Genomic DNA, 26,855 nt, shown 5'->3' with positions numbered 1-26,855 from the left:
GTTAGTCGAGGGTTACGACAGCTATAATCTGCCGCTTTCCTCTTCGCCAAGACCACACAGACCATGACTGAGTCCGTTCTTGACTACATGACCCGCCTGGGTCGCGCCGCTCGCGAAGCGTCGCGCATCATCGGTCGTGCCAGCACCGCGCAGAAAAACCGCGCCCTGCAAGCCGCCGCCAATGCGCTGGACGCCGCTCGCGCCGAGTTGTCCGCTGCCAACGAGCTGGACCTGGCCGCTGGCCGGGCCAATGGCCTCGAACCGGCCATGCTCGAGCGCCTGGCGCTGACCCCGGCGCGCATCGACGGCATGATTGTCGGTCTGCGCCAGGTGGCGGCCCTGCCGGACCCGGTCGGGGCGATCCGCGACATGAGCTACCGGCCATCGGGTATCCAGGTCGGCAAGATGCGCGTGCCCCTGGGCGTGGTCGGGATCATCTACGAGTCGCGGCCGAACGTGACCATCGACGCCGCGAGCCTGTGCCTGAAGTCCGGTAACGCGACCATCCTGCGCGGCGGTTCCGAGGCGATTCATTCCAATCGCGCCATTGCCGCCTGCATCCAGCGCGGCCTGGCCGAGGCCGGTCTGCCGGCCGCCGTGGTGCAAGTGGTGGAAACCACCGACCGCGCCGCTGTCGGCGCGCTGATCACCATGCCCGAATTCGTCGATGTCATCGTGCCGCGTGGCGGCAAGGGCCTGATCGAACGGGTCAGCCGCGATGCCCGCGTACCGGTGATCAAGCACCTGGACGGCATCTGCCACGTCTACGTCAGCGCCCACGCCGAGCTGCCGAAGGCCCAGCGTATTGCCTTCAACGCCAAGACCTATCGTTACGGCATCTGCGGCGCCATGGAAACCCTGCTGGTGGACCAGGCCGTTGCCCAGGACTTCCTGCCGGCGATGGCTGCCCAGTTCCGCGAAAAAGGCGTCGAACTGCGGGGTTGCGAACGCACCCGGGCGATCATCGAGGCGGCAGAGGCCACCGAAGAGGACTGGAACACCGAATACCTGGCGCCGATCCTGTCTATCCGCGTGGTCGACGGGCTGGACCAGGCCATCGAACATATCAATCGTCATGGCTCCCACCACACCGACGCCATCGTCAGCGAGCACCAGGGCGAAACCCGGCGCTTCGTGGCTGAAGTGGACTCGGCGTCGGTAATGATCAACACCCCGACTTGCTTCGCCGACGGCTTTGAATACGGATTGGGCGCCGAGATCGGCATTTCTACTGATAAGCTGCACGCCCGTGGCCCGGTGGGCCTCGAAGGCCTGACCTGCGAGAAGTACATCGTGGTCGGTGATGGCCAGTTGCGCGGACAGGAGCCGGTCTGACTTGGGCGACCTCGACCCGTCAGCCGCTGTGACGACGACAGCCCCGCCCCGGCGCATCGGTATCCTGGGCGGCACGTTCGACCCGGTGCACATCGGCCATTTGCGCGGTGCGCTGGAAGTCGCCGACGCCCTGGGCCTCGATGAGCTGCGCCTGACGCCCAACGCCAGGCCGCCTCACCGGGATACGCCGCAGGTGTCGGCGCAGGACCGTCTGGCGATGGTCGAGTGCGCGGTGGCCGGAGTGCCGCCGCTGGTGGTGGACGCCCGCGAATTGCAGCGGGACAAACCGTCCTACTCCATTGATACCCTGGAGCTGATGCGCGCCGAAATGCCCGCAGACGCCCAGGTTTTCCTGCTTCTGGGCTGGGACGCATTTTGCGGCCTGCCCACTTGGCACCGCTGGGAAGAGTTGCTCCAGCATTGCCACATCCTGGTGCTGCAACGCCCGGATGCCGACAGCGAGCCGCCGGATGCCTTGCGCAACCTGCTGGCGGCACGCTCGGTGAGCGACCCGCTGGCCCTCAACGGGCCGAGCGGACAGATTGCATTCGTCTGGCAGACACCGCTCGCGGTATCCGCCACCCAGATCCGTCAACTGCTGGCCAGCGGTAAGTCGGTACGTTTCCTGGTGCCCGACGCGGTCCTGGCCTACATCGATGCGCACGGGCTGTACCGTGCGTCGAACTGAACGAGGCTGCTTCAAGGCACGTGAATGCGTGTAGCGAAGCGCCCGAATATACGAGCAAAACGAGTTTTATATGACTGACAAAGACGTAAACAAAGTAAAGCGCAAGGGCACCTTCAAGAGCGCCCCGCTGCCGGTGGAGGCCCATACCGGTGCCGTACTGGCCGGCGAGGAGCTGGTCAAGGTGGCCGTTGCGGCCCTGGAAGACGTCAAGGCCCAGGACATCCAGGTGATCGACGTTCGTGAAAAGCAGAGCATCACGGACTTCATGATCATCGCCACCGGTACCTCCAACCGCCAGATCGGCGCGATGCTGGACAAGGTCCGCGAAGCGGTCAAGGCCCAGGGCGTCAAGCCGCTGGGTGAAGAAGGCAAGGGCGACAGCGACTGGGTCCTGCTGGACATGGACGATGTCATCGTGCACATGATGACTGCCTCGGCACGTCAGTTCTACGACCTGGAGCGCCTGTGGGCCGGTGCCGAGCAGAGCCGTGCGGCGGATGCCCGTCACCACAGCCCTGAAAACACCCATGAGCACTTCACCAAGCTCAACAAAGACCAGCAGTAAGGGATCGCTGTGCGACTGCGCCTGATCGCCGTCGGTTCCCGCATGCCCAAGTGGGTGGAAGAAGGCTGGCACGAATATGCCAAGCGTCTTCCTTCCGAGCTGGCCCTGGAACTGGTGGAAATTCCGCTCAACACCCGTGGGAAGAACGCTGACGTGGCGCGCTTCATTCGCCAGGAAGGCGAAGCCATGCTGGCCAAGGTCGGGCCGAACGAGCGCGTCGTCACCCTCGAGGTCCACGGCAAGCCCTGGAGCACCGAGCAACTGGCGGTCGAGCTCGATCGCTGGCGGCTGGACTCACGCACGGTGAACTTCATGGTCGGCGGCCCGGAAGGGCTGGCGCCGGAAGTCTGTGCCCGGGCCGACCAGCGCTGGTCGTTGTCGCCCCTGACGCTGCCGCACCCGTTGGTGCGGATCCTGATCGGTGAACAGTTGTATCGTGCCTGGACAGTCCTGTCCGGGCACCCTTACCACAAGTAATCCTGCCCTCATGCCTCAGCCGATCCGCATCAAGGACCACGAAAAAGACGCCCGCCTGGTGCGCAGTCGCGTCGTGTTCGGTGCCATCACGGTGGTGACGCTGATCGGCGTGCTGATCGCGCGGCTCTATTTCCTCCAGGTGATCCAGTACGAGTACCACTCGACCCTGTCGGAAAACAACCGTGTGCATGTACAGCCGATCCCGCCGACCCGCGGCTTGATCTTCGACCGCAATGGCGTGGTGGTGGCCGACAACCGGCCCAGCTTCAGCCTGAGCATGACCCGCGAGCGGGCCGGCGACTGGCAGCAGGTGCTGGATGTCATCGTCGAAGTGTTGCAATTGACGCCCGAGGACCGGGCCATCTTCGAAAAACGCATGCGCCAGGGGCGTCGGCCGTTCGAGCCGGTGCCGATCCTGTTCGAGTTGACCGAAGAGCAGATTGCCCTGATCGCGGTGAACCAGTTCCGCCTGCCGGGCGTCGAGGTGGTGGCGCAGTTGGTGCGCCATTATCCCCTGGGTGCGCATTTTGCCCACTCGGTCGGCTACATGGGGCGAATCAACGAGAAAGAGCTCAAGAGCCTCGATCCGGTCAACTACAGCGGCACCCACCACATCGGCAAGACCGGCATCGAGCGCTTCTACGAGCCCGAGCTGCACGGCCAGGTGGGTTACGAAGAAGTCGAGACCAACGCTCGAGGTCGCGTATTGCGGGTGCTCAAGCGCACTGACCCGATTCCCGGCAAGGACATTGTCCTGAGCCTGGACATCAAGTTGCAGGAAGCCGCCGAAGCGGCCCTGGGCGGACGACGGGGCGCCGTGGTGGCGCTGGACCCGGCCACCGGCGAGGTCCTGGCGATGGTCAGCCAGCCGAGTTTCGACCCGAACCTGTTTGTCACCGGCATCAGCTTCAAGGCCTATGCCGAGTTGCGCGATTCCATCGACCGGCCCCTGTTCAACCGTGTGCTGCGCGGCCTCTACCCGCCGGGCTCGACCATCAAGCCGGCCGTGGCGATTGCCGGGCTCGACTCCGGTGTGGTGACCGCCTCGAGCCGGGTCTTCGACCCCGGCTATTACATGCTGCCCAACTACGACCACAAGTACCGCAACTGGAACCGTACCGGCGACGGCTATGTGGACCTGGAAACGGCGATCATGCGCTCCAACGACACCTACTTCTATGACCTGGCCCACAAGCTGGGGATCGATCGGCTGGCGTCCTACCTGGGCAAGTTCGGCATCGGCCAGAAAGTCTCCCTGGACATGTTCGAGGAATCGCCCGGCCTGATGCCGTCCCGGGAATGGAAGCGGGCGACCCGTCGCCAGGCGTGGTTCCCCGGTGAAACCCTGATCCTGGGGATCGGCCAGGGCTACATGCAGGCAACGCCTTTGCAACTGGCCCAGGCCACGGCGCTGGTGGCGAGCAAGGGCAAGTGGCATCGCCCGCACCTGGCCAAGACCATCGAAGGCCAGCCTCCCGTGGACTTGAACCCGATGCCGGACATCATCCTGCACAATCCATCGGACTGGCAGAAGGTCAATAACGGCATGCAGCAAGTGATGCACGGTGCCCGGGGGACGGCGCGCAAGGCGGCAATCGGCTCGCCTTATCGCATCGCCGGCAAGAGCGGTACGGCCCAGGTGGTCGCGATCAAGCAGGGCGAGAAGTACGACCGCTCCAAGGTCCAGGAGCGCCACCGCGACCACGCCCTGTTCGTCGGCTTCGCCCCGGCCGACAACCCGAAGATCGTCGTGGCGGTGATGGTTGAGAACGGTGAGTCGGGCTCCGGTGTCGCTGCGCCAGTGGTGCGCCAGGTCATGGATGCCTGGCTGCTGGATGAGCACGGCCAGCTCAAGCCCGAGTACGCAAGCCCCACCACTGCGGAGGCTACGGCCCGTGAAGAATAATTTCGACCGGATCCTCTCCAGCGAAGATGTGATGCGCCGTCGCGCCACGCTGTTGCAGCGCATGCACATCGACGGTCCGCTGCTGGTCCTGCTGCTGATCCTGGCCGCGGGCAGCCTGTTCGTGTTGTATTCGGCCAGCGGCAAGAGCTGGGACCTGCTGGCCAAGCAGGCCACCTCGTTCGGCATCGGGCTGGTGTCGATGATTGTCATTGCCCAGCTCGAACCCCGCTTCATGGCGCGCTGGGTGCCGCTGGCCTATGTGGTGGGCGTGAGCCTGTTGGTGGTGGTGGACGTGATGGGCCATAACGCCATGGGGGCCACGCGCTGGATCAACATCCCCGGGGTGATCCGCTTCCAGCCTTCGGAATTCCTGAAGATCATCATGCCGGCGACCATCGCCTGGTACTTGTCCAAGCGCACCTTGCCGCCGCAGCTCAAGCACGTGTGCATCAGCCTGTTGCTGATCGGCATCCCGTTCGTCCTGATCGTGCGCCAGCCGGACCTCGGCACCTCATTGCTGATCCTGGCCGGTGGCGCCTTCGTGCTGTTCATGGGCGGGCTGCGCTGGCGCTGGATCCTGAGCGTGATCGCCATCGCGATACCGGTGTCGATCGCCATGTGGTACTTCGTGATGCACGACTACCAGAAGCAGCGCATCCTGACCTTCCTCGACCCGGAAAGCGACCCATTGGGCACCGGCTGGAACATCATCCAGTCCAAGGCCGCCATCGGCTCCGGCGGAGTATTCGGCAAAGGCTGGCTGATGGGCACTCAGTCGCACCTGGACTTCCTGCCGGAAAGCCACACCGACTTCATCATTGCGGTAATGGGCGAGGAGTTCGGCCTGGTGGGGATCTGCCTGCTGCTGCTGATCTACTTGTTGCTGATTGGCCGGGGGCTGGTCATCACCGCCCAGGCCCAGACCCTGTTCGGCAAATTGTTGGCGGGCAGCCTGACCATGACGTTTTTTGTTTACGTTTTCGTCAACATCGGTATGGTCAGTGGCTTGTTGCCGGTCGTGGGAGTGCCGCTGCCCTTCATCAGCTACGGAGGAACTTCGCTGGTGACGCTACTGTCAGCGTTTGGGGTCTTGATGTCGATCCATACCCACCGCAAGTGGATCGCGCAGGTTTGAATAAGGTGAAGAGTTCAATGCAAGCAATGCGTGGCTGGTCGGCGCGACATGCGTGGGTCGGCCTGATCAGCTTCCTGGGCGGTGCGTCGCACGCCTTGGCCGGTGAGTACGAAGGCTCGCCGCAGGTGGCCGAATTCGTCGGTGAAATGACCCGCGACTACGGCTTCGCCGGTGAACAACTGATGGGGGTGTTCCGCGAGGCTGAGCGCAAGCAATCGATCCTCGACGCGATCTCCCGGCCCGCCGAGCGGGTCAAGCAGTGGAGCGAGTACCGGCCAATGTTCATCACCGAGGCGCGCATCGCCCGGGGTGTGGACTTCTGGCGCCAGCACGAGGCCGCCCTGGTCCGCGCCGAGCAGGAATACGGCGTGCCGGCCCAGGTCATCGTGTCCATCATCGGCGTCGAAACCTTCTTTGGCCGCAACACCGGGAATTTCCGGGTGATCGACGCCCTGTCGACCCTGGGCTTCGATTACCCGCCGCGCGCCGAGTTCTTCCGCAAGGAACTGCGTGAATTCCTGTTGCTGGCCCGCGAAGAGCAGGTCGACCCGCTGACCCTCAAGGGTTCCTATGCCGGGGCCATGGGCCTGCCGCAATTCATGCCCAGCAGTTTCCGCGCCTATGCGGTGGATTTCGATGGCGATGGCCACATCAATATCTGGACCAACCCGACCGATGCCATCGGCAGTGTTGCCAGCTATTTCAAGCGCCACGGCTGGGAAGCCGGTCAACCGGTGGTCAGCCGTGCCGACGTGCGTGGCGAGCAGGTGGACGAAGGCCTGAGCGAGGGCATCGAGCCGACGAAAACCGTTGGGGAGTTGCGGGCGCTGGGCTGGTCGAGTCATGATGCGCTGCGTGACGACATGCCCGTCACCGCCATCCGCCTGGAAGGCGAGCAGGGCCCTGAATACTGGATGGGCCTGAAGAATTTCTACGCAATTACGCGTTATAACCGCAGTGTGATGTACGCCATGGCTGTGCATCAACTGTCTGAAGAGCTGGTCAAAGCACGGGGCGTCAAATAATGCAGGCATTGCCTACCTATCAACCCCTGAAAGCCAGGCCCCTGAAGTTCGTGGCACTGGCTGCGCTGTCGCTGTTGGTCGTCAGCTGTTCGACCAGTCGCGCGCCGACCCAGAAAAACACCACTGCCGTGCGCGCCATGCCGGGCCTGGACATCAACCGTGCCCACAAGGACGGCGCGCCGTGGTGGGACGTGGATGTCTCGCGCATTCCCGACGCCACCCCGACCCTGCACACCGGCCCCTACAAGGCCAACCCGTATACGGTGCTGGGCAAGACCTATTTCCCGATGGCCGACTCCAAGTCCTACGTTGCTTCGGGCACAGCGTCCTGGTACGGCACCAAGTTTCATGGCCAGAACACCGCCAATGGCGAGGTGTATGACCTGTACGGCATGAGCGCGGCCCACAAGACCTTGCCGTTGCCCAGTTACGTGCGGGTGACCAACCTGGACAACAACAAGAGCGTGATCCTGCGGGTCAATGACCGTGGGCCGTTCTATTCCGACCGTATCATCGACCTGTCGTATGCGGCGGCGAAAAAACTCGGTTACGCTGAAATCGGCACCGCGCGGGTCAAGGTCGAGGGTATCGACCCGCAGGAATGGTGGGCCCAGCGTGGCCGTCCGGCGCCTTTGATGCTCAACGAGCCAAAAGTGGCGCAAAATGCCGCGCCGACCGTGACGGCGTCCACCGGCAAGGTCGAGCAATGGACACCACCGCCGCAGCAACACGCCGCGGCCGTAGTGCCTGTGCAGCTGGATGCAAAAAAAAACGCTTCTGCAACAGCGTCTGGCCAGTATCTGCAAGTGGGCGCGTTCGCCAACCCGGACGCTGCCGAGCTGCTCCGGTCGAAGCTCAGCTCGATGGTGAGCGCTCCGGTGTTCATCAGCTCGATCGTGCGCAACCAGCAGACACTGCATCGGGTGCGCCTGGGGCCGATCGGTTCTCCGGGTGAAGTCCAGCAGGTGCAGAACAGCGTGCGCCTGGCCAATCTCGGTTCGCCGAGCCTGGTCAGCGCCGAATGATTGATTGAAGGCCCGCTTGCGGTTCGAGCGAGTCCGGTTGTTGGCTCCATGAATAACAAAAGCCCGGCAAGGGATGTGAGTGAGCAACCTAATACGCGGTGGCCCGTCAAGAAGGCTGCCTGTTTAGTATTGCCTCCGGGCAGTCCATTAGCGATTTCGAGAGACGGATGAACATTACCACCTTTGCCAAACGCCTTTGCCTGCTGGTCCCACTGCTTCTTTCACCTGCCGCGTTCGCGGTCGAGATGATGCCGGCGCCCCCTCAATTGGCCGCCAAGTCCTTTGTGCTCATGGATGCCAGCAGTGGCGAGGTGCTGGTAGAGGACAACGGTGACCAGCGTCTGCCACCGGCCAGCCTGACCAAGCTGATGACCGCCTACATCGCGACCCTGGAAATCCGTCGCGGCCAGATCGGTGAGAACGATCCGGTGACCGTCAGCGAAAACGCCTGGCGCACCGGCGGTTCGCGGATGTTCATCAAGGTCGGCTCGCAGGTGACCGTCAGCGACCTGCTGCATGGCATCATCATCCAGTCCGGCAACGACGCCAGTGTCGCCCTGGCCGAGCATATCGCCGGCAGCGAAGACGCGTTCGCCGACATGATGAACAAGACGGCCGTCGACCTGGGCATGACCAACAGCCACTTCATGAACCCGACCGGCCTGCCGAACCCCGAGCACTACTCATCGGCGCACGACATGGCGGTCCTGGCCCGGGCGATCATCCACGAAGACCCGGCGCACTACGCCATCTATTCCCAGAAAGAATTCTTCTGGAACGGTATCAAGCAGCCCAACCGCAACCTGCTGCTATGGCGCGACAAGACCGTCGACGGCCTGAAGACCGGCCATACCGAAGAGGCCGGCTATTGCATGGTGTCCTCGGCGGTGCGTGATGGCATGCGCCTGATCGCCGTGGTGTTCGGCACCAACAGCGAAGTGGCCCGTGCCGCTGAAACCCAGAAGCTGCTGACCTACGGTTTCCGCTTCTTCGAAACCCAGACGTTCTACCAGAAAGGCACCGAACTGGCCCAGGCTCAGGTCTGGAAAGGCACCAACAACCAGGTCAAAGCCGGCCTGGCCGAAGACCTGACCATGACCCTGCCAAAAGGCCAGCTCAAGAAACTCGCTGCCAGCATGACCCTGAACCCGCAACTGACCGCCCCCATCGCCAAGGGCGACGTGATCGGTAAGGTTGAAGTCAAACTGGAAGACAAAGTGGTGCACAGCGCCGACTTGATCGCGCTGGACGCCGTCGAGGAAGGTGGCATCTTCCGCCGCATGTGGGATAGCATCCGGCTATTCTTCTACGGCTTGTTCAACTGAATCGAAGGTTGACTGCATGGCCCCGTTCCTGTCCGGTGCGGGGCCTTGTTCGTTATCACGTCTACGAGGCCGTTACGCCATGACAGACTCAGAAGTAAAGGCGCCAAAGATCGAGTTTCCCTGCAAGGACTATCCGATCAAAGTGATTGGCGACACCGGAGTGGGCTTCAAGGACAAGGTCGTTGCCATTCTGGAAAAACACGCCACGGTCGATCTCCTGACCCTGGCCGAGCGCCAGAGCAGCAACGGCAAGTACACGACGATCCAGTTGCACATCGTTGCTACCGGCCAGGAGCAGCTGTACGACATCAATAGCGAGCTGCGGGCGACCGGCGTCGTGCACATGGTGTTGTGATGCCGGGCACGCTGGGCTTTCGCGAGCTGGGTCAGATGGCTTACGAGCCGGTCTGGCATGCCATGCAGCGCTTCACCAACGAACGGGGCAACACCGCCGAAGACGAAGTCTGGCTGGTGGAACATCCGCCGGTGTTCACTCAGGGGCAGGCCGGCAAGGCCGAGCACCTGTTGCTGCCGGGGGATATCCCGGTGGTGAAGGTCGACCGGGGCGGGCAGGTGACTTACCATGGCCCCGGCCAGTTGGTGGCCTACCTGCTGCTGGACGTGCGCAAGCTGGGGTTCGGCGTGCGCGAGCTGGTGACGCGCATGGAAACCTGCCTGATCGAGCTGCTGGCCAGCTATGGTGTCACGGCGCAGGCCAAGCCGGATGCGCCGGGGGTCTACGTCGACGGGGCGAAAATCGCCTCCCTGGGCCTGCGGATCCGCCACGGTTGTTCGTTTCACGGCCTGGCGTTGAACGTAGACATGGACCTTTCGCCGTTTCGACGGATTAATCCCTGTGGCTACGCGGGGCTGGCGATGACCCAGCTGCGCGATCACACAGGATCGATTGAATTTGCCGAGGTAAGTGCCCGGCTGCGCGCGCAGCTCGTCAAACACCTCGACTATGCTGAGCAGACGACCCTTACGGGCGGAATCGACTGATATGACTACTGATGCAGTGCAAACCATGATCCCGACGCAGGACGTTACCGAGCGTCCGGCCCCACGTGCCAAGGTCGAGGCCGGCGTCAAGCTGCGCGGCGCCGAGAAGGTTGCGCGCATCCCGGTCAAGATCATCCCGACCACCGAATTGCCGAAGAAGCCGGACTGGATCCGCGTGCGTATCCCGGTGTCCCCGGAAGTCGACCGTATCAAGGCCCTGCTGCGCAAGCACAAGCTGCACAGCGTCTGCGAAGAAGCGTCCTGCCCGAACCTGGGCGAGTGCTTCTCCGGCGGTACCGCGACCTTCATGATCATGGGCGACATCTGCACCCGTCGCTGCCCGTTCTGCGACGTCGGCCATGGCCGGCCGAAACCACTGGACGTCAATGAACCGGAAAGCCTGGCCATCGCCATTGCCGACCTGAAGCTCAAGTATGTGGTCATCACCTCGGTGGACCGCGACGACCTGCGTGACGGCGGTGCCCAGCACTTTGCCGATTGCATCCGTGAAATCCGCAAGCTGTCGCCGAACGTGCAACTCGAGACGCTGGTGCCGGACTACCGTGGTCGCATGGACATCGCCCTGGAGATCACCGCCGCCGAGCCGCCGGATGTGTTCAACCACAACCTGGAAACCGTGCCGCGCCTGTACAAGGCTGCGCGTCCGGGTTCGGACTACCAGTGGTCGTTGACCTTGCTGCAGCGTTTCAAGCAGATGATGCCGCACATTCCGACCAAGTCTGGTCTGATGTTGGGCCTGGGCGAGACCGATGAGGAAGTCATCGAGGTCATGAAGCGCATGCGTGAGCATGACATTGATATGTTGACCCTGGGGCAGTATCTGCAGCCTTCGCGTAGTCACTTGCCGGTGCAGCGGTTTGTGCATCCGGATACCTTTGCCTGGTTTGCGGAGGAGGGGTACAAGATGGGCTTCAAGAACGTGGCTTCGGGGCCGTTGGTGCGGTCTTCGTATCATGCTGATGAGCAGGCTAAGTTGGTCAAGGCGGAGTTGTTGGGCTCCTGATTTGGGTTGGACCGTATGGGTGTATATCCGTTGCTGCGGTGATGGCGGCTGGCGGTTCCGCCCTTACGGCGGGTTACTTTTGGCAAACGCCCCAAAAGTAACCAAAAGGTCTTGGCCCCACCACTCGGTGCCTCGCCTGGGCTCGGCATGCCCTCACTCCGGCATTGCTCCGTGGGCCCGCCGCGAAGGGCCATCCATGGCCCAGCGCGGCTAACCCGGCATCCATGCCGGGTTGCCCACTACGCAATACCTGCGTTCGGCCGTCGTGGTTAACGGGGCCCTAAGATCAAAAGCAGAAGCAAAAGCAAAAGCAAAGCGGTTTTACAGGCGATCTGTCTTTGAGGCGTACACACTCCCCCTGTGGGAGCGAGCCTGCTCGCGATAGCGGTGGCTCAGTTTGCATGAAGCAACGGATCTGCAAACGAATCTGACCCCCACAGGGAACCCCACGTATGCCCCTTCACCCCATCCAGACCCTGTGCCCCCACCAACCTGTCCCGGCCTTGCCATCCGAAGGGCTGATCGGCGTGATTGCACCCGCCGGCCCGGCCCCGTTGGACACGGACAAGGCGGTGCAGTGGATGCGTGCCCGTGGTCACGAGCTGCGGATATTCCCGGGCGTTTACGAGAAGGACGGCTACCTGGCCGGCAGCGACGATACGCGGCTCAACGACTTGCACGAAGCCTTCGCCGATCCGGAGGTCAACGCAATCATCTGCCTGCGCGGCGGCTATGGCACGCCACGTCTGCTGGATCGTATCGACTTCGAGCTCTTGCGGCGCAACGCCAAGCCTTTTGTCGGTTATAGCGATATCACCGCGCTGCATCTGGCTATCAGCCGTTACGCGGGGTTTGTCACCTTTCATGGGCCGCTGCTCAATGCCGACCTTCTGGGCGGCAAGGAGCCGTCGACGGTCACCTCGTTTTTCAGCCTGCTGCGGGGGCAGTTGAAGGCGGGCAGTGTGCTGAGCCACCCCGAGGCTTATCCCTTGACCACCGTCGGGCCTGGCATCGCCCATGGGCGTCTGTTGGGGGGTAATCTGTCGATCATTGCGGCGACCATGGGCACGCCTTTTCAGATCGACGCCGAAGGCGTGATCCTGTTCATCGAAGACATCAACGAGCCGCTGTATCGGATCGACCGATTGCTGACCCAGCTACGGTTGGCCGGCACGTTGCAGCAGTTGCGCGGGGTGCTGGTGGGCGACGTCGCCGGGGTGGATGGCGAGGCGCTGAACCGGTTGCTCAAGCAGACCTTCGAGCCGTTGCGGATACCGGTGCTGTCCGGCTGGCGCAGTGGTCACTGCGATCCGAACCTGACCTTGCCCATGGGGGCGTTGGTAAGGCTGGATGCGGGGGAGAAGAGGTTGGTGTTGGAGCAGGATGTGGTAGTAGGTCGGTAGTGCGGCGTTGATTGGAAGTCAGTCTTCGCGAGCAGGCTCGCTCCCACATTGAAATGCAATTTCCTGTGGGAGCGAGCCTGCTCGCGAAGCGCCAGTCGCCATACCCCGACTCAACGCTTGCGCAGGTTTTCCAGCAATTGGTGCGTCGGGTACCCATCCGCCGGCCAGCCGAGTGACTGCTGGGCGCTGCGAATCGCTTTTCGGGTGTTGGCACCGATGATGCCGTCGGGGGTGCCGGCATCGTATTGATGCTGAGCCAGCAGCGTCTGCAGCTCTATGCGCTCGGTGCGGCTCAATGGCAGGTCGTCCTTGGGCCACTGGCCATAGACCAGCCCGCCGCCGCCGAAGCGCTCCGACAACAGCCCGACCGCCAATGCGTAGGATGACGAGTTGTTGTACTTGAGGATGGCGCGGAAGTTGTCGAACACCAGGAACGCCGGGCCACGGTGGCCAGCCGGTAGCAGCAGCGCTGCCGGCAGCTGCCGGTCACCCGGAGGAGTCGGCATGCCGTCGTAGGTGGATACGCCCAACTGCATCCATTCGGAGAGCGGCTTGCGGATCGTGCCGTCGGCCAGGGCGTAGTCGAACCCTTCTTTGAGCTCTACTTCGACTCCCCATGGCTGACCGCGTTGCCAGCCGGAGCTTTGCAGGTAATGCGCGGTCGAGGCCAGGGCATCGGTGGAGCTGCCCCAGATGTCGCGGCGGCCATCGCCATCGAAATCCACCGCATGGGTGTTGTAGGTGGTGGGGATGAACTGGGTCTGGCCCATGGCACCCGCCCAGGAGCCGAGCATTTTTTCCGGTGCAATATCGCCCTGTTGCAGAATTTGCAGGGCGGCGATCAGTTGCGCGTGGGCAAAGCCCGGGCGCCGGCCTTCATAGGCCAGGGTCGCCAGGGAGTTGATGACGGATTTGGTGCCCTGGAACTGGCCGAAATTGCTCTCCATGCCCCACACCGCCACCAGTGCCTGGCGATCGACGCCGTAGCGCTGTTCGATGCCTTGCAGGATCTCGGCATGTTCCTGGATCAGGTTCTGGCCCTTGCGCACCCGCAGCGGCGACAGCGCGCCATCGAGGTATTCCCACACGGGCCGGGTGAATTCCGGCTGGCTGCGATCGGCCTTGATCACGCTCATGTCGGGGCTCACGTCGATAAAGGCGCGATCGAACAGGTCGGCGCGGATACCGGCGGCCAGTGCTTCCTTGCGAAAACCGGCCTGCCATTCGGCGAAGGTCTGGGTCGGGACGATGTCCAGGTTCTCACCGGTCGGAACCACAGGCGGCACCATGGCCGGGGCGGTCACGGCAGGAGCGGCTTGGAGCGGTTGGGCATCGGCGGCGGTGGGTTTTTCTGCGCAGGCGACAAGCAGCGCGAAGCTTGTGGCGGCCATCAATTGGCGCAGTGGCCAGCGGCGGGTAAGACAAAAGGGCATGCAGGGGTCCAGAAATGCAAATCAGGTGCTGACCTTATCATGGGCAGGGTGCAAAGGGCTTGTCCGGATGTTTCAAGCCGCCATAAAGCAAGAAGCCTCCCAGTTGTCAGACTGGAAGGCTTCGCGGCGGTAGCTGCCTTTGCCCTTGGCGGGCCGTTCCTGACGGCTGCGGAACAGGGGCTGGGCGATGATGGACTTGGCCTTGTTGGGGCCATGCTTGGATGGCTTTTTGCTCATGCTTGGATCTCTTGTGGGGGTGGGTTTTGCGGGGCAAATCATGGGGCAGGGCTGGGGTGTTGTCCAGTCCCGGTGGCGTGCTTCAATTGTCAGCAAATCGGACAAAGTTGTGGCGAGGGGATTTATCCCCGCTGGGCTGCGCAGCAGACCCGAAACCTGCCACTGCGGTGCATCAGACCGTTTGAATGGGGACGCTTCGCGTCCCAGCGGGGATAAATCCCCTCGCCACAAAGGTATCTGGCAGAGCGGTGGGTTATTCGGCAGGCAGCGCCAGTCGCTGGCCGGCCATCAGCAGGGACAGGCGACTGAGGCTCATCCACGGCGATCCGGCGGCCTGGCCCTTGATTTGTGCGTCGATGCGCTGGGCCTCCAGCAGCAATTGCGCCCAGCGCGGCGCCGAGTAGCGTTGCAGCGCCTTGCTCATCAGCGGCTTGCGTTTGTCCCACACGGGCGGACGGGCCTGGCTGAAGGCCTTGTCCAGCGGCACGCCCTGGCTGTATTGCAATGACAGGTTCGCCAGCAGGCGCAGCTCCCGGGCCAGGGCCCAGAGGATCACCGGCGGTTCGACGCCTTCGCCACGCAGGCCTTCAAGCATGCGCAGGGCGTGGGCGGCTTCGCCGTTGAGGATCGCATCGGTCAGGCCGAAGACGTCGAAACGTGCGCTGTCGGCCACGGCGGCCTGTACCGTTTCCACGGTGATCTGGCCGCCCTCGGCCATCAGCTTGAGCTTCTCGATTTCCTGGGCGGCAGCCAGCAGGTTGCCTTCGACCCGGGCGGCGATCAGTTCCACCGCATCCTGGCTGGCCGACAGCCCGGCCTGGGACAGGCGTTGGCGGATCCAGCTCGGCAATTGGCTGACGTCCACCGGCCAGATCTGTACGAACTGGGTCTGCGGGCCTTCGACCAGCGCCTTGCCCCATTTGGTCTTTTGCGCGCTGCCGTCGAGTTTCGGCAGGCTGATGAGCAACACCGTGTCCTCGGCCGGCCTCGAGCAGTACTCGATCAGCGCGGCGGCGCCCTTGTCACCGGGTTTGCCCGAGGGCAAGCGCAGTTCCAGCAGACGCTTTTCGGCGAACAGCGACATGCTCGCCCCGGCCTGCAACAACGTGCCCCAATCGAAACTGGCGTCGGCGGCGAACACCTGGCGTTCGTCAAAGCCTTGCTGGCGGGCAGCGGAGCGAATGGCGTCGGCGGCTTCCTGGCACAACAGCGGGTCATCGCCACTGATGACATAGACCGGTGCGAGGGCGCCTTGCAGGTGTTTGCCGAGTTGGGCGGGGGCGAGCTTCATAAGAGAAGGCATGCGGGGCGCCGGAGCGCCCCACGAAGCTTATTCAGCCGGGATTTGCATAGGCGACTGCTGCGGGGTTTCCGCCTCAGCCTTGCGTGCCGCTTCCAGCGCCTCGGCGTCAGCCTTGGCTTTGGCGTCGGCGGTCTGTTGCAGCTGTTCCAGCTGGCTCGGGCTCAGCTGTTGCAGGCGCAGCATCATGCGCTGGACCAGGTCGCGACGCATTTCTTCGCGTACCTCGGTCGACTCCTGGTCGGAACCGGTGATGTTGTTGCCGTCGTGCAGGTAGACCTTCTGCACCTGGAGCTTGTCTTCCAGCAACAACAGGTTGTTCTGGCCGCGGATCTCATAGCTCAGCACGTTGTTCAGCTCGTACTCGGCCGAACGACCGGCGCCGGCGTAGCTCAGGCTGCGCTGGCTTTGCAGTTCACGGGTCAACACCAGCTTGTAGGGCGCACCGCTATAGACTTTCACCCCGCTGTTTTCCAGCGTCTCGCGCAGCATCTTCACAGTGTTGCCATAGGCGTCACGTGCGCTGAGGTCCAGTTCATTGATGGCCAGCTCGGTGGTGCCGGTGCCGCGCAGCTGGAAGCCGCAGGCGCTCAGCAGGACCGTCAGGCACATGACCAGCAGATTACGTTTCATCATCTTGTTGCTCCCCTTGAAACCTATGGGCCGGCAGTGCGGCCCCGGCAGGTCATATTCGGCGCCGGGTCCAAGACCCTGCGCCCGATCCAATTAGCTTGCGACGATGTTGACCAGTTTGCCGGGCACGACGATCACTTTACGGATCGTCAGGCCATCGACGAAGCGCAGCACGTTCTCATTGGTCCGTGCGGCCGCTTCGACTTCTTCGCGTGTCGCGGTGGCCGGCATGTCGATCTGGCCGCGCAGCTTGCCGTTGACCTGGATGACCAGGGTCAGGCTGTCCTGCACCAGCGCGCTTTCGTCCACCACTGGCCAGCTGGCGTCGATCACCGGAGTAGCGTGGCCCAGTTGGTTCCACAGCTCGTGGCTGATGTGCGGCGTGATCGGCGCGAGCAACAGCGTCACGGCTTCCAGGCCTTCGTGAAGCAGTGCGCGATCCTGTCCGGTGGCCTGCGCGGCTTTTTCCAGCACATTCATCAGTGTCATCACCTGGGCGATGGCGGTGTTGAACTTGTGGTTCTGGCCGACGTCATGGCTGGCCTGCTTGATGGCCAGGTGGATCGAACGGCGAATGACCTTTTGTTCGTCGTTGAGGCCCGCGACGTCCAGTTTGCCCGGCAGGCCCTGGGCGACGTGAGCCTGGGCCAGGCGCCAGACGCGCTTGAGGAAACGGTGCGAACCCTCGACACCGGAGTCGGACCACTCCGCGCTCATGTCGGGTGGCGAGGCGAACATCATGAACAGGCGGCAGGTGTCCGCGCCGAACTGGTCGATCATCGACTGTGGGTCGACGCCGTTGTTCTTCGACTTGGCCATCTTCTCGGTACCGCCGATTTCCACCGGCAGGCCGTCAGCGATCAATTTGGCGCTGATGACCTTGGCTTTGCTGTCGCGTTCGAGTTCGACATCGGCCGGATTGAACCAGGTGTAGGCACCGTTGGCTTCGCGGCGGTAGTAGGTCTCGGCGACCACCATGCCCTGGGTCAGCAGGTTCTTGAACGGCTCGTTGGAGCTCACCAGGCCTTCGTCACGCATCAGCTTGTGGAAGAAGCGCGCATACAGCAGGTGGAGAATGGCGTGTTCGATGCCGCCGATGTACTGATCCACCGGCAACCAGTGGTCGGCGGCGGATTTTTCCACCAGGCCACCTTCATAGTGCGGCGAGGCGTAGCGGGCGTAATACCACGAGGACTCGACGAAGGTGTCCATGGTGTCGGTTTCACGCTTGGCCGGTGCGCCGCATTTCGGGCAGTTGCACTCGTAGAACTCGGGCATGCGCGCCAGGGGCGAACCGGCACCGTCGGGTACGACGTCTTCCGGCAGGACCACGGGCAGTTGATCTTCCGGTACCGGTACGTCACCGCAGGTCGCGCAGTGCACGATCGGAATCGGGCAGCCCCAGTAGCGCTGGCGGCTGATGCCCCAGTCGCGCAGGCGGAACTGGGTGCGGGAGGCGCCCAGGTTCTTCTTGATCAGGGCGACTTCGATGGCGTCGAACGCGCCGGCGAAATCCAGGCCGTCGAACTCGCCGGAGTTGATCAGCTCGCCGTGTTCGCCATAGGCGTCCTGCCAGGGGGCCGGGGTCTGGTCACCGGCGCTGGTGCGGACCACGGTCTTGACCGGCAGGTTGTACTTGTGGGCGAACTCGAAATCGCGCTCGTCGTGGGCCGGTACCGCCATGACGGCGCCATCGCCGTAGTGCATCAGCACGTAGTTGGCGACCCACACCGGGAGTTTTTCACCAGTCAGCGGGTGCTCGACGAACAGCGAGGTCGGCAGGCCTTTCTTTTCCTGGGTGGCGACGTCGGCTTCGGCGACGCTGCCGCCCTTGCATTCGGCAATGAACGCCTGCAGTGCGGGATCGTTCCGGGCCGCCAGGGTCGCCAGCGGGTGCTCGGCGGCCACGGCCACATAGGTGGCGCCCATCAGCGTGTCCGGACGGGTGGTGAAGACCTTCAGGGTGCCGGCTTCGCCGATGGAGGCGACGTCGTAGGGGAACTGCACTTCCATGCCCCGGGACTTGCCGATCCAGTTGCGCTGCATGGTCTTGACCTGCTCGGGCCAGCCGGTCAGTTCGTCGAGGCTCTCCAGCAGTTCATCCGCATAGGCGGTGATCTTGAAGTAGTACATCGGGATTTCGCGCTTTTCGATCAGCGCGCCGGAACGCCAGCCGCGACCGTCGATCACTTGCTCGTTGGCCAGTACGGTCTGGTCCACCGGGTCCCAGTTCACGGTGCCGTTCTTGCGGTAGATCACGCCTTTTTCGAACAGGCGGGTGAACAGCCATTGTTCCCAGCGGTAATAGTCGGGCTTGCAGGTGGTGACTTCCCGGGACCAGTCCACCGCCAGGCCCAGGCTGCGCAGCTGGGACTTCATGTAGGCGATGTTTTCGTAGGTCCACTTGGCGGGCGCCACGTTGTTCTTCATCGCGGCGTTTTCCGCCGGCATGCCGAAGGCATCCCAACCCATGGGTTGCAGGACGTTCTTGCCTTGCATGCGCTGATAGCGGGAAATCACGTCGCCGATGGTGTAGTTGCGCACGTGCCCCATGTGCAGCTTGCCGCTGGGATAAGGGAACATCGACAGGCAATAGTAGGTTTCCTTGCCTGGCTGTTCACTGACTTCAAAGGACTTTTGCTCGTCCCAGAACGACTGGGCGGCGGCTTCGATTTCACGGGGCTGATAGTGTTCGTGCATGGCTACTTTTGTACTGAATGGGGTGGCCCAATCCTCTTCGTTGCCATGCTGGACGCAGACGACGCCGAATGCGGCGCTTTCGATGCCCAGCGGAGCTGGAAGTGGAGTTACAGGAAGCGCCGTAGCATACATGACCGCACTCTGCGGAGGGAAACCCTGATTGCGTGTCGGACAGTGTCGACAGCCGGCGGCGCCGGGCGTTCAGGGCCGTTGGTCGCGGCGTCCTGTCGGTTTGCCCAGCGAAGCTAAGCTTCTCAGTGGGGAGTGAGTCTTATCTTCAATGAGGTGAGGGATGGTTGAATCACAACGAGAAGTCGCTACACCGGAGTTGTATGAAAAGCTGATCGATCGTCTCGGGGTGGCCCTGGACGCTGCAAGAACCGCCGGACGCTTGCGTAATGAACGTCCGGCAGAGCTGGAACTGCGAGGCTTGAGCCCCGCGGAGTTCGAACTGGTCAAGGCTTACCTCGAACAGGTCGGACATCAGGCCCGCACAAGCGGGGCCCAGGTACTCCAGCGTCTTGATGCGCCCCGTTCGGCCAAGGTTGTCTGGCTCAAGGATCGGACGCCCGACAAGGATGCTGTAAAAGTCCGGTCGCTGCAGTTCAAGTAAAGCCGGATTCACGCGTTGCGCTTTTTTGGTCCAAGCTTTTGATTCAGGTTTGTTTCGAATCTGTTGTCGCTTTGCGTCAACCCACCTAGGCTTCGGGCATCTATGGAGATGCCCGATGCCATTTCGCTATTTCATCAAACAACTGTTACTGCCGCCCGGCATTCTTTTGCTGCTGCTGGCGCTTGCCTGGTGGTGGCGTAATTCCCGGCCGCGCCTGGCGCGCGCATGTTTTATCGCGGGGTTGGGCGGTTTCTGGCTGTTGAGCCTGCCCGTGGTGGTGCAGTGGAGTGCCAAGGCGCTGGAGCGTGAGCCGCCGCTGTCTCGCGATGAATGGGCGACCCTGGCCCAGCGAGCCGATGCCATCGTGGTATTGGGCTCGGGCCGCGAGCGCGGTGACCCAGCCTGGGGCACCGACCAGCCCACCGGGGTCGGGCTGGAGCGCCAGCGTTATGCGGCGCGGCTGGCCAAGGCGTCTGGATTGCCCGTGCTGACCTCCGGCGGCTTGCATTACGGCACGCCGCCCAGCGAGGCAAAGCTGATGGCCGATTCCATGCTGGACGATTTTGGCGTCGCCGTACGCTGGCAAGAGGGACTCAGCCGCACCACCTGGGAGAACGCGCAAATGAGCGCCGGAATCCTGCACCCGGAAGGGATCCGTCGCGTCGTGGTGGTGACCCAGGCATGGCATATGCCGCGGGCTGTCTGGAGTTTCCAGCGCTCCGGGTTCGAAGTGGTTCCTGCGCCGGTGGGCTTCCTGGGGCAGGACAACGCCCGGCCCCTGGGCGGCTGGATGCCAGAGTTCAAGTCGATCTGGCAGTCGGGGCAGTTGATGAATGAGGCGGCGGGGTTGGTGGGGTATTGGTTGTTTTACCGCTGAGTAGCTCAGCAGCGAGGCTGTCTCTGTGGCGAGGGGATTTAGCGAAACGTCGCACCGCCCCGCTGGGCTGCGAAGCAGCCCTAAAAAGCTGACACTGCGGTGTGTCAGACAGTTTGGATTGGGGGCGCTTCGCGCCCCAGCGGGGATAAATCCCCTCGCCACAAGGGGTTCGCTCAAGACCGGGATGAGCCTCAGACGGTCTTGGCGATCCGGCTGGTCACCAACGCCCAACCCAGCAGTAACACGCACAGGATGATCAATGGCCATGAGCGCCATTGCAGGTACGGCGTCAGGTCGTGCATCGGCACCACTTCGCCGTACAGGATGCCGCGTTCGAATTGCGGGATCCGGGCAGTGATCTGGCCGAAGGGGTTGATCAGGCCGGTCACGCCATTGTTGGTGGCGCGAATCATCCAGCGGCCGGCTTCCAGGGCGCGCATCTGGGCCATTTGCAGGTGCTGCAGCGGGCCGATCGAGGTGCCGAACCAGGTGTCGTTGCTGATGGTCAGCAGCAGGTCGCTGCGGGCCGAGAGGCCGGCGGCAAATTCCGGGTACACCACTTCATAACAGATGAATGGTGCGATCTGGTAACCCTTGGCTTGCAACAACGGCTGATCGGCCGGCCCCCGGGCGAAGTCCGACATGGGCAGGTCGAAGAAAGCGATCAGCCCGCGCAACAGCTCCTGCAAGGGCACGTACTCGCCGAACGGCACCAGTTTCTGCTTCAGGTAAGTACCGTCGCCTTCGCCGGTCACGGTGATGCCGTTGAAGTAGCGTTTCTCATGATGGACCAATTGGCGAATCGGTACGCCGGTGATCAACGCCGAATGCCGCTCGGCAGCGAAACTGCCCATCATGTCCAGGTAGCCCTGGGCAGAGTCCTTGAGCACCGGGACCGCGGTTTCCGGCCAGACCAGCAAGTCGACGCGCTTGGAGGTAAAGCTCATGTCGCGGTACAGCGCCAGTTGCGCGTTGAGCTGCTGCGGATCCCACTTCATGCTTTGTTCGATGTTGCCCTGGATGGCGGCAACGCTGAGCGGGTCGCCCGAGGGGCTGGTCCAGGCATGGCCCTTGAGCGTCATGCCGGCTAGCCACGGGCCGATCAACAGGACCACGCCCGCCGCGATAAAGCCCTTGCGTCCGCCGCGGATCAAGCGGGGGAGGTTGTAGAGCAGTGCGGCGGTCAGGGCCAGAGTGAAGGAAATCAACCACATCCCACCCACCGGCGCGAGACCGGCCAAGGGACCGTCGAGCTGGCTATAGCCGGAGTAGAGCCATGGGAAGCCGGTGAGGAACCAGCCGCGAAAGGCTTCCTGGCCCAACCACAGCGCGGCGAACGCCAGGGCGTCGGCCAACGGCGCTTCATTGCGCCGCAACCAGCGAGCCCAAAGCCAGGCGGGCAGGGCGAAGAACCAGGCGATGGCGGCCACGAACAGCAGCATCAACAGCCCGGCAAGCAGCACCGAGGCGCCGCCGAAGTTATGGATGCTGACGTAGATCCAACTGGTGCCGGCGCCGAACAGGCCAAAACCGAAGCACCAGCCCCGGCCCAGGGCCTGGCGCGGCGAGAGTTCGCGCAACCCGGCATAGAACAGCCCGACCGCCAGCAATGCCAGTGGCCAGATGTCGAACGGCGCCAGGGCCAGGGTGGTGATCGCACCGGCCGCCATGGCCAGCAGGTTACCGGGCCAGCCGGGGCGGGTTATCCAGCGCATGTGTGTCCTTAGCGGGTCTCGCAGGGGTTATCGGCCAATGGGTGACAGGCGCAGCAGGTGGATCCGGCGGCTGTCGGCGTTCAGGATGCGGAAGCGCCAGGAGCCGATTTCCGTGGTTTCGTTGCGCTTGGGCAGGTGGCCGAATGCGCTCATCACCAGGCCGCCGACGGTGTCGAACTCGTCGTCGGAGAATTGGCTGTCGAAGAATTCGTTGAAGTTCTCGATCGGCGTCAGGGCCTTGATCAGGAAGTCGCCGCTGGGCAACGGCTTGATGTAGCTGTCTTCCTCGACATCGTGCTCGTCCTCGATGTCGCCGACGATCTGCTCGAGCACGTCCTCGATGGTGACCAATCCGGCCACACCGCCGTACTCGTCGATGACGATGGCCATGTGGTTGTGGTTGGCGCGGAATTCACGCAGCAGCACGTTCAGGCGCTTGGACTCGGGCACGAAGGTGGCCGGGCGCAGCAAGTCCTTGATATTGAAGCTGTCGCCGTTCTCCTGGAGGATCAGCGGCAGCAGATCCTTGGCCAGCAACACGCCCATGACGTCGTCATGGCTCTCACCAATCACCGGGTAGCGCGAATGGGCAGAGTCGACCACGGCCGGCAGGAATTCGCGGGGGGTCTGGGTCGCCTTGATGCTGACCATCTGCGAGCGTGGGACCATGATGTCCCGTACCTGCAGGTCAGCGACCTGGATGGCGCCTTCGACGATGGCCAGCGCTTCGCTGTCCAGCAGTTTGTTCTGGTGTGCATCGCGCAGCAGCTCCAGCAGCTCCTGGCGGTTTTTCGGCTCATGGGCAAAAGCCTGGGTGAGCTTGCCCAGCCATGACTTCTGCCCGTTGCTCGATCGATCTTCGCTCATAGCGATTACTCTGAATCCTTTGTCGTTACAGGTTGATGTATCAGTGCTCGTCGCCGGCGTAGGGGTCGGCATGACCCAGCTCTGCAAGCAACGTTCGTTCCAGTGCTTCCATTTCTTCGGCTTCGTCATCTTCAATATGGTCGTAACCAAGCAGATGCAAGCAGCCGTGAATGACCAGATGGGCCCAGTGCGCCTCGGAAGGCTTGCCCTGTTCCGTGGCTTCGCGCTCCACCACCGGGACGCAGATCACCAGGTCCCCCAGCAGCGGGATGTCGAGCAGTTCGTCGGGCACGTCGGCGGGAAAGGACAGCACGTTGGTCGCGTAGTCTTTCTGCCGCCAGGTATGGTTCAGTTCCCGGCCTTCGGGTTCGTCCACCAGGCGAATCGTCAACTCCGAGTCGGCGCTGCGCTGACGCAGGGCCAGTTCGCACCACTGGCGGAACTGGACTTCGCTGGGGACGGCATGTGCGCTGGCCAGTTGCAGGTCAAGTTCAAGCATCCTGGCGGCTGCCTTTGCTTTCGTGCAGGTCCTCGGCGCGCTGCTCGAAGCGCTCGTAGGCTTCGACGATGCGCTGCACCAATGGATGGCGCACGACGTCCTTGGGCAGGAAATGCGTGAAGCTGATGCCCGGCACGTCCTTGAGCACTTGGATCACGTGGTTCAGCCCGGACTTGGTGCCGCGGGGCAGGTCGACCTGGGTGATGTCCCCGGTGATGACGGCGGTGGAGCCGAAGCCGATCCGGGTCAGGAACATCTTCATTTGCTCGACCGTGGTGTTCTGGCTTTCGTCGAGGATGATGAAGCTGTTGTTCAGGGTCCGGCCACGCATGTAGGCCAGCGGCGCGACTTCGATGACCTGGCGCTCGATCAGCTTGGCGACGTATTCGAAGCCGAGCATTTCGTACAGCGCGTCATAGAGTGGGCGCAGGTACGGGTCGATTTTCTGGGCCAGGTCGCCGGGCAGGAAACCGAGTTTTTCCCCGGCTTCGACCGCCGGGCGCACCAGCAGGATGCGCCGAACCTGTTCGCGCTCCAGGGCATCGACCGCGCAAGCTACCGCCAGGTAGGTCTTGCCCGTACCGGCCGGGCCGATACCGAAATTGATGTCGTTGCCGAGGATTTCCTTCACGTAGCGCTGCTGATTCAAGCCGCGAGGGCGAATCATGCCTTTCTTCGTGCGCAGGGCCACGGCAGGTTCCGCCGGGGCGTGGTTGTCGAGCTCTTCGACGGCCGACTCCTGCAGGAACAGGTGGACAGTGTCCGGCGACAGCTCGCTCCCCTTGGTTTCCCGGTAGAGGCGGCGCAGCAGGTTTTCCGCGGAGGTGGTGTGCTTGGGTTCGCCGATCAGCTCGAACTGGTTTCCGCGGTTGCGGATCTCGATGGCCAGGCGCTGTTCGATCAAGCGCAGATGCTCGTCGAATTGCCCGCACAGATTGGCGAAGCGGCGAGCCTCAAAGGGCTCGAGAATGAAACGATGGGGTTCGATGGGTGCGTTCAAGGTCGTTTTTAGCCGCCCGGGGGCAATTGAGATGAAATCAAGGATAACGCCAGTAGGCTGGGTGCGAAAGCTCTTAAGCGGGGTAAACCCATTCCAGCGACCGACGCGGTCTGTGTGGAAGTGATTTGTGGGAGCGAGCCTGCTCGCGATATCGGTGTGTCATTCAACATGGATGTCGACTGATATGCCCATATCGCGAGCAGGCTCGCTCCCACAGGGAATTGTGCTTACTGAACCAGCGAACCGCGCAGGGAGTGGGGTTGCGCGGAGTCGATGTGCACGTCGGCGAACTGGCCGATCAGGGCCGGGGTGTCGCAGCGGAAATTGACGATGCGATTGTTTTCGGTCCGGCCTTGCAGTTCGCCCGGGTCTTTTTTCGAATAATCGGTGACCAGAATCCGCTGGACGGAACCGACCATTTGTCGGCTGATCTCGAAACCCTGCTGGTTCAGGCGGTGTTGCAAGGCGTTGAGCCGTTCCTTTTTCAGTTCTTCGGGGGTGTCGTCCGCCAGGTCGGCCGCCGGGGTGCCGGGGCGCTGGCTGTAGACGAACGAGTAGGAGAAGTCGAACCCCACGTCCTCGATCAGCTTCATAGTCTGTTGGAAGTCTTTCTCGGTTTCGCCGGGAAAGCCCACGATGAAGTCCGAACTGATGCAGATCCCCGGCACCGCCGCCCGCAGCTTGCGCAGCTTGGACTTGTATTCGAGCGCCGTGTGGTTGCGCTTCATGGCCGCCAGGATCCGGTCGGAGCCCGACTGCACCGGCAGGTGCAGGTGCTTGACCAGCTCGGGGACCTCGGCGTGGGCGAGGATCAGGCTGTCGGAGAACTCCAGCGGATGGGAGGTGGTGTAGCGGATGCGGTCGATGCCGTCCACCGCCGCCACGACGCGGATCAATTCGGCGAGATCCGCCAACCGTCCGTCGTGGGTCAGGCCGCGATAGCCGTTGACGTTCTGCCCCAGCAGCGTCACTTCCCGCACGCCGTTTTCCGCCAGGTGGATGATCTCGGCGATCACGTCGTCGAAAGGGCGGCTGACTTCTTCGCCCCGGGTATAGGGCACCACGCAGAACGTGCAGTACTTGCTACAGCCTTCCATGACCGAGACATAGGCGCTCGGGCCATCGATGCGCGGCTCGGGCAGGTGGTCGAATTTCTCGATTTCCGGGAACGAAACGTCCACCTGCGGCAGCTTGGTGACACGGGCCGCGTCGATCATCTCCGGCAGGCGGTGCAGGGTCTGCGGGCCAAAGACCACATCCACGTAGGGGGCACGGTCACGAATGGCGGCGCCTTCCTGGCTGGCCACGCAACCGCCCACGGCGATGACCATTTCCGGATTGGCCAGCTTCAGTTCGCGCCAGCGGCCGAGCTGGGAATAGACCCGGTCCTGGGCGCGCTCGCGGATCGAACAGGTGTTGAGCAGGATCACGTCGGCGTCTTCGGCGCGTGCGGTGACTTCCAGGGCCTGGTGCTCGCCCAGCAGGTCGACCATGCGCGAGCTGTCGTACTCGTTCATCTGGCAACCGTGGGTTTCGATGTAAAGCTTCTTGGCCATGGAGGGAGTCATCACGTGATTCAAAGAACCGCGCATTATAGGGAACAAGTCCCCCGGTTCCTACCGCTGTGCGAGCAGTGGCTATGCTATAGTTCGCGCCCTCATTTTTACCTGCCGATGTGTTTCGCCCGCCATGACCAAACGTGAAGCTCCAATCTACAAGGTGATTTTCCTCAACCAGGGCCAGGTGTTCGAAATGTACGCCAAGCAGATCTATCAAAGTGATCTGTGGGGCTTCCTGGAGGTGGAAGAGTTCGTCTTTGGCGAGCGCACGCAAGTGGTCGTCGACCCCAGCGAAGAAAAGCTCAAGGCCCAGTTCGAAGGCGTGGTGCGCAGCTTCGTGCCGATGCATTCGATCGTGCGCATCGACGAAGTCGAACGCCTGGGTACCCCGAAGATCAGCGAAGCCCGGGGCGCGGTCGGCAATGTGATGCCGTTTCCGATGCCGATGCCTGAGAAGTAAATCTGGCCTTTGTGGCGAGGGGATTTATCCCCGCTGGGCTGCGCAGCAGCCC

General features: G+C 62.9%; 26 protein-coding genes. 16 read left to right on the top strand and 10 right to left on the bottom strand.

Translation table 11 applies throughout. The annotated features are described in order from the left end of the window. The first annotated feature begins 63 nt into the window (after positions 1 to 63). From LOY35_RS24600 to LOY35_RS24540, 13 genes are all read left to right on the top strand, one after another. A complete protein-coding gene (locus tag LOY35_RS24600; protein WP_258628242.1) occupies positions 64 to 1,335 on the top strand; it encodes a glutamate-5-semialdehyde dehydrogenase in 1,272 nt (423 codons plus the stop codon). Then, on the top strand, positions 1,304 to 2,023 hold the full coding sequence (gene nadD, locus LOY35_RS24595; RefSeq protein ID WP_408981171.1) for a nicotinate-nucleotide adenylyltransferase: 720 nt from the start codon (positions 1,304 to 1,306) through the stop codon (positions 2,021 to 2,023). The genes LOY35_RS24600 and nadD overlap by 32 nt, the downstream gene beginning before the upstream one ends. A 70-nt stretch (positions 2,024 to 2,093) precedes the next feature. Then, positions 2,094 to 2,588, top strand: a complete 495-nt coding sequence (rsfS, locus tag LOY35_RS24590; RefSeq protein ID WP_258628236.1) for a ribosome silencing factor — start codon at positions 2,094 to 2,096, stop codon at positions 2,586 to 2,588. A gap of 9 nt (positions 2,589 to 2,597) precedes the next feature. Continuing rightward, complete coding sequence (rlmH, locus tag LOY35_RS24585) at positions 2,598 to 3,065, top strand: 23S rRNA (pseudouridine(1915)-N(3))-methyltransferase RlmH (protein ID WP_007937439.1); 468 nt, start codon at positions 2,598 to 2,600, stop codon at positions 3,063 to 3,065. 10 nt (positions 3,066 to 3,075) lie between these two features. Next, positions 3,076 to 4,971 carry a penicillin-binding protein 2 gene (gene mrdA, locus LOY35_RS24580; protein ID WP_258628234.1) on the top strand — a complete coding sequence of 632 codons (1,896 nt, stop codon included), beginning with the start codon at positions 3,076 to 3,078 and terminating at the stop codon, positions 4,969 to 4,971. Between the two features lie 31 nt (positions 4,972 to 5,002). Further along, positions 5,003 to 6,106: a rod shape-determining protein RodA gene (gene rodA, locus LOY35_RS24575; protein WP_258633725.1), complete on the top strand. Its 1,104-nt coding sequence runs from the start codon at positions 5,003 to 5,005 to the stop codon at positions 6,104 to 6,106. Positions 6,107 to 6,123: 17 nt separating this feature from the next. Continuing rightward, complete coding sequence (gene mltB, locus LOY35_RS24570) at positions 6,124 to 7,131, top strand: lytic murein transglycosylase B (RefSeq protein WP_258628232.1); 1,008 nt, start codon at positions 6,124 to 6,126, stop codon at positions 7,129 to 7,131. Then, the gene (locus LOY35_RS24565; protein WP_258628229.1) at positions 7,131 to 8,156 is read left to right on the top strand and encodes a septal ring lytic transglycosylase RlpA family protein; all 1,026 of its coding nucleotides are present in this window, start codon (positions 7,131 to 7,133) and stop codon (positions 8,154 to 8,156) included. Before mltB ends, LOY35_RS24565 begins: the two co-directional genes overlap by 1 nt. 167 nt (positions 8,157 to 8,323) lie before the next feature. Next, on the top strand, positions 8,324 to 9,481 hold the full coding sequence (locus LOY35_RS24560; protein ID WP_258628220.1) for a D-alanyl-D-alanine carboxypeptidase family protein: 1,158 nt from the start codon (positions 8,324 to 8,326) through the stop codon (positions 9,479 to 9,481). 79 nt (positions 9,482 to 9,560) lie between these two features. Next, on the top strand, positions 9,561 to 9,836 hold the full coding sequence (locus LOY35_RS24555; RefSeq protein WP_041024391.1) for a DUF493 domain-containing protein: 276 nt from the start codon (positions 9,561 to 9,563) through the stop codon (positions 9,834 to 9,836). Further along, positions 9,836 to 10,483, top strand: a complete 648-nt coding sequence (gene lipB, locus LOY35_RS24550; protein ID WP_041024390.1) for a lipoyl(octanoyl) transferase LipB — start codon at positions 9,836 to 9,838, stop codon at positions 10,481 to 10,483. Before LOY35_RS24555 ends, lipB begins: the two co-directional genes overlap by 1 nt. Position 10,484: 1 nt before the next feature. Continuing rightward, positions 10,485 to 11,507, top strand: coding sequence for a lipoyl synthase (gene lipA / locus LOY35_RS24545; protein WP_024776648.1), 1,023 nt, complete (start codon positions 10,485 to 10,487; stop codon positions 11,505 to 11,507). A gap of 452 nt (positions 11,508 to 11,959) precedes the next feature. Then, positions 11,960 to 12,910: an LD-carboxypeptidase gene (locus LOY35_RS24540; RefSeq protein ID WP_258628215.1), complete on the top strand. Its 951-nt coding sequence runs from the start codon at positions 11,960 to 11,962 to the stop codon at positions 12,908 to 12,910. 110 nt (positions 12,911 to 13,020) lie between these two features. Here LOY35_RS24540 and LOY35_RS24535 read toward each other — a convergent pair whose 3' ends face one another. The 5 genes from LOY35_RS24535 to leuS form a co-directional block, all read right to left on the bottom strand. Further along, the gene (locus tag LOY35_RS24535; protein WP_258628212.1) at positions 13,021 to 14,343 is read right to left on the bottom strand and encodes a lytic murein transglycosylase; all 1,323 of its coding nucleotides are present in this window, start codon (positions 14,341 to 14,343) and stop codon (positions 13,021 to 13,023) included. A gap of 72 nt (positions 14,344 to 14,415) precedes the next feature. Then, on the bottom strand, positions 14,416 to 14,580 hold the full coding sequence (gene arfA, locus LOY35_RS24530) for an alternative ribosome rescue factor ArfA (protein ID WP_041022108.1): 165 nt from the start codon (positions 14,578 to 14,580) through the stop codon (positions 14,416 to 14,418). A 253-nt stretch (positions 14,581 to 14,833) separates the two neighbouring features. Further along, the gene (holA, locus tag LOY35_RS24525; protein WP_024780839.1) at positions 14,834 to 15,871 is read right to left on the bottom strand and encodes a DNA polymerase III subunit delta; all 1,038 of its coding nucleotides are present in this window, start codon (positions 15,869 to 15,871) and stop codon (positions 14,834 to 14,836) included. Between the two features lie 39 nt (positions 15,872 to 15,910). After that, a complete protein-coding gene (gene lptE, locus LOY35_RS24520) occupies positions 15,911 to 16,516 on the bottom strand; it encodes an LPS assembly lipoprotein LptE (RefSeq protein WP_258628205.1) in 606 nt (201 codons plus the stop codon). A 90-nt stretch (positions 16,517 to 16,606) separates the two neighbouring features. Then, entirely contained in the window at positions 16,607 to 19,213 is a 2,607-nt protein-coding gene (gene leuS, locus LOY35_RS24515; RefSeq protein ID WP_258628203.1) for a leucine--tRNA ligase, read from the bottom strand. A 292-nt stretch (positions 19,214 to 19,505) separates the two neighbouring features. Between leuS and LOY35_RS24510 the strand changes: the two genes are divergently transcribed. Together LOY35_RS24510 and LOY35_RS24505 are read left to right on the top strand one after the other, a co-directional pair. After that, positions 19,506 to 19,826 carry a hypothetical protein gene (locus tag LOY35_RS24510; protein WP_024780842.1) on the top strand — a complete coding sequence of 107 codons (321 nt, stop codon included), beginning with the start codon at positions 19,506 to 19,508 and terminating at the stop codon, positions 19,824 to 19,826. A gap of 115 nt (positions 19,827 to 19,941) precedes the next feature. Then, positions 19,942 to 20,703: a YdcF family protein gene (locus LOY35_RS24505; RefSeq protein ID WP_258628201.1), complete on the top strand. Its 762-nt coding sequence runs from the start codon at positions 19,942 to 19,944 to the stop codon at positions 20,701 to 20,703. A gap of 191 nt (positions 20,704 to 20,894) precedes the next feature. On the opposite strand, the gene lnt is transcribed toward LOY35_RS24505, so the two are convergent. The 5 genes from lnt to miaB form a co-directional block, all read right to left on the bottom strand. Next, the gene (lnt, locus tag LOY35_RS24500; RefSeq protein ID WP_258628200.1) at positions 20,895 to 22,418 is read right to left on the bottom strand and encodes an apolipoprotein N-acyltransferase; all 1,524 of its coding nucleotides are present in this window, start codon (positions 22,416 to 22,418) and stop codon (positions 20,895 to 20,897) included. Between the two features lie 27 nt (positions 22,419 to 22,445). Further along, positions 22,446 to 23,285 (bottom strand): HlyC/CorC family transporter, encoded by an 840-nt coding sequence (locus tag LOY35_RS24495; protein WP_024780845.1) that lies wholly within the window; start codon positions 23,283 to 23,285, stop codon positions 22,446 to 22,448. Positions 23,286 to 23,325: 40 nt separating this feature from the next. Beyond that, the gene (gene ybeY, locus LOY35_RS24490) at positions 23,326 to 23,784 is read right to left on the bottom strand and encodes an rRNA maturation RNase YbeY (protein WP_047702684.1); all 459 of its coding nucleotides are present in this window, start codon (positions 23,782 to 23,784) and stop codon (positions 23,326 to 23,328) included. Next, positions 23,777 to 24,784, bottom strand: a complete 1,008-nt coding sequence (locus tag LOY35_RS24485) for a PhoH family protein (protein ID WP_258628188.1) — start codon at positions 24,782 to 24,784, stop codon at positions 23,777 to 23,779. The genes ybeY and LOY35_RS24485 overlap by 8 nt, the downstream gene beginning before the upstream one ends. 227 nt (positions 24,785 to 25,011) lie before the next feature. Further along, on the bottom strand, positions 25,012 to 26,340 hold the full coding sequence (gene miaB / locus LOY35_RS24480; RefSeq protein WP_258628183.1) for a tRNA (N6-isopentenyl adenosine(37)-C2)-methylthiotransferase MiaB: 1,329 nt from the start codon (positions 26,338 to 26,340) through the stop codon (positions 25,012 to 25,014). 133 nt (positions 26,341 to 26,473) lie between these two features. Between miaB and LOY35_RS24475 the strand changes: the two genes are divergently transcribed. Continuing rightward, on the top strand, positions 26,474 to 26,803 hold the full coding sequence (locus tag LOY35_RS24475; protein WP_003185742.1) for a DUF1820 family protein: 330 nt from the start codon (positions 26,474 to 26,476) through the stop codon (positions 26,801 to 26,803). The last annotated feature ends 52 nt before the right edge of the window (positions 26,804 to 26,855 follow it).

The organism is Pseudomonas sp. B21-028 (assembly GCF_024749045.1).
In the GTDB taxonomy this organism is placed as follows: Bacteria; Pseudomonadota; Gammaproteobacteria; order Pseudomonadales; family Pseudomonadaceae; genus Aquipseudomonas.
This window is presented reverse-complemented; position numbering and strand designations above follow the sequence as displayed.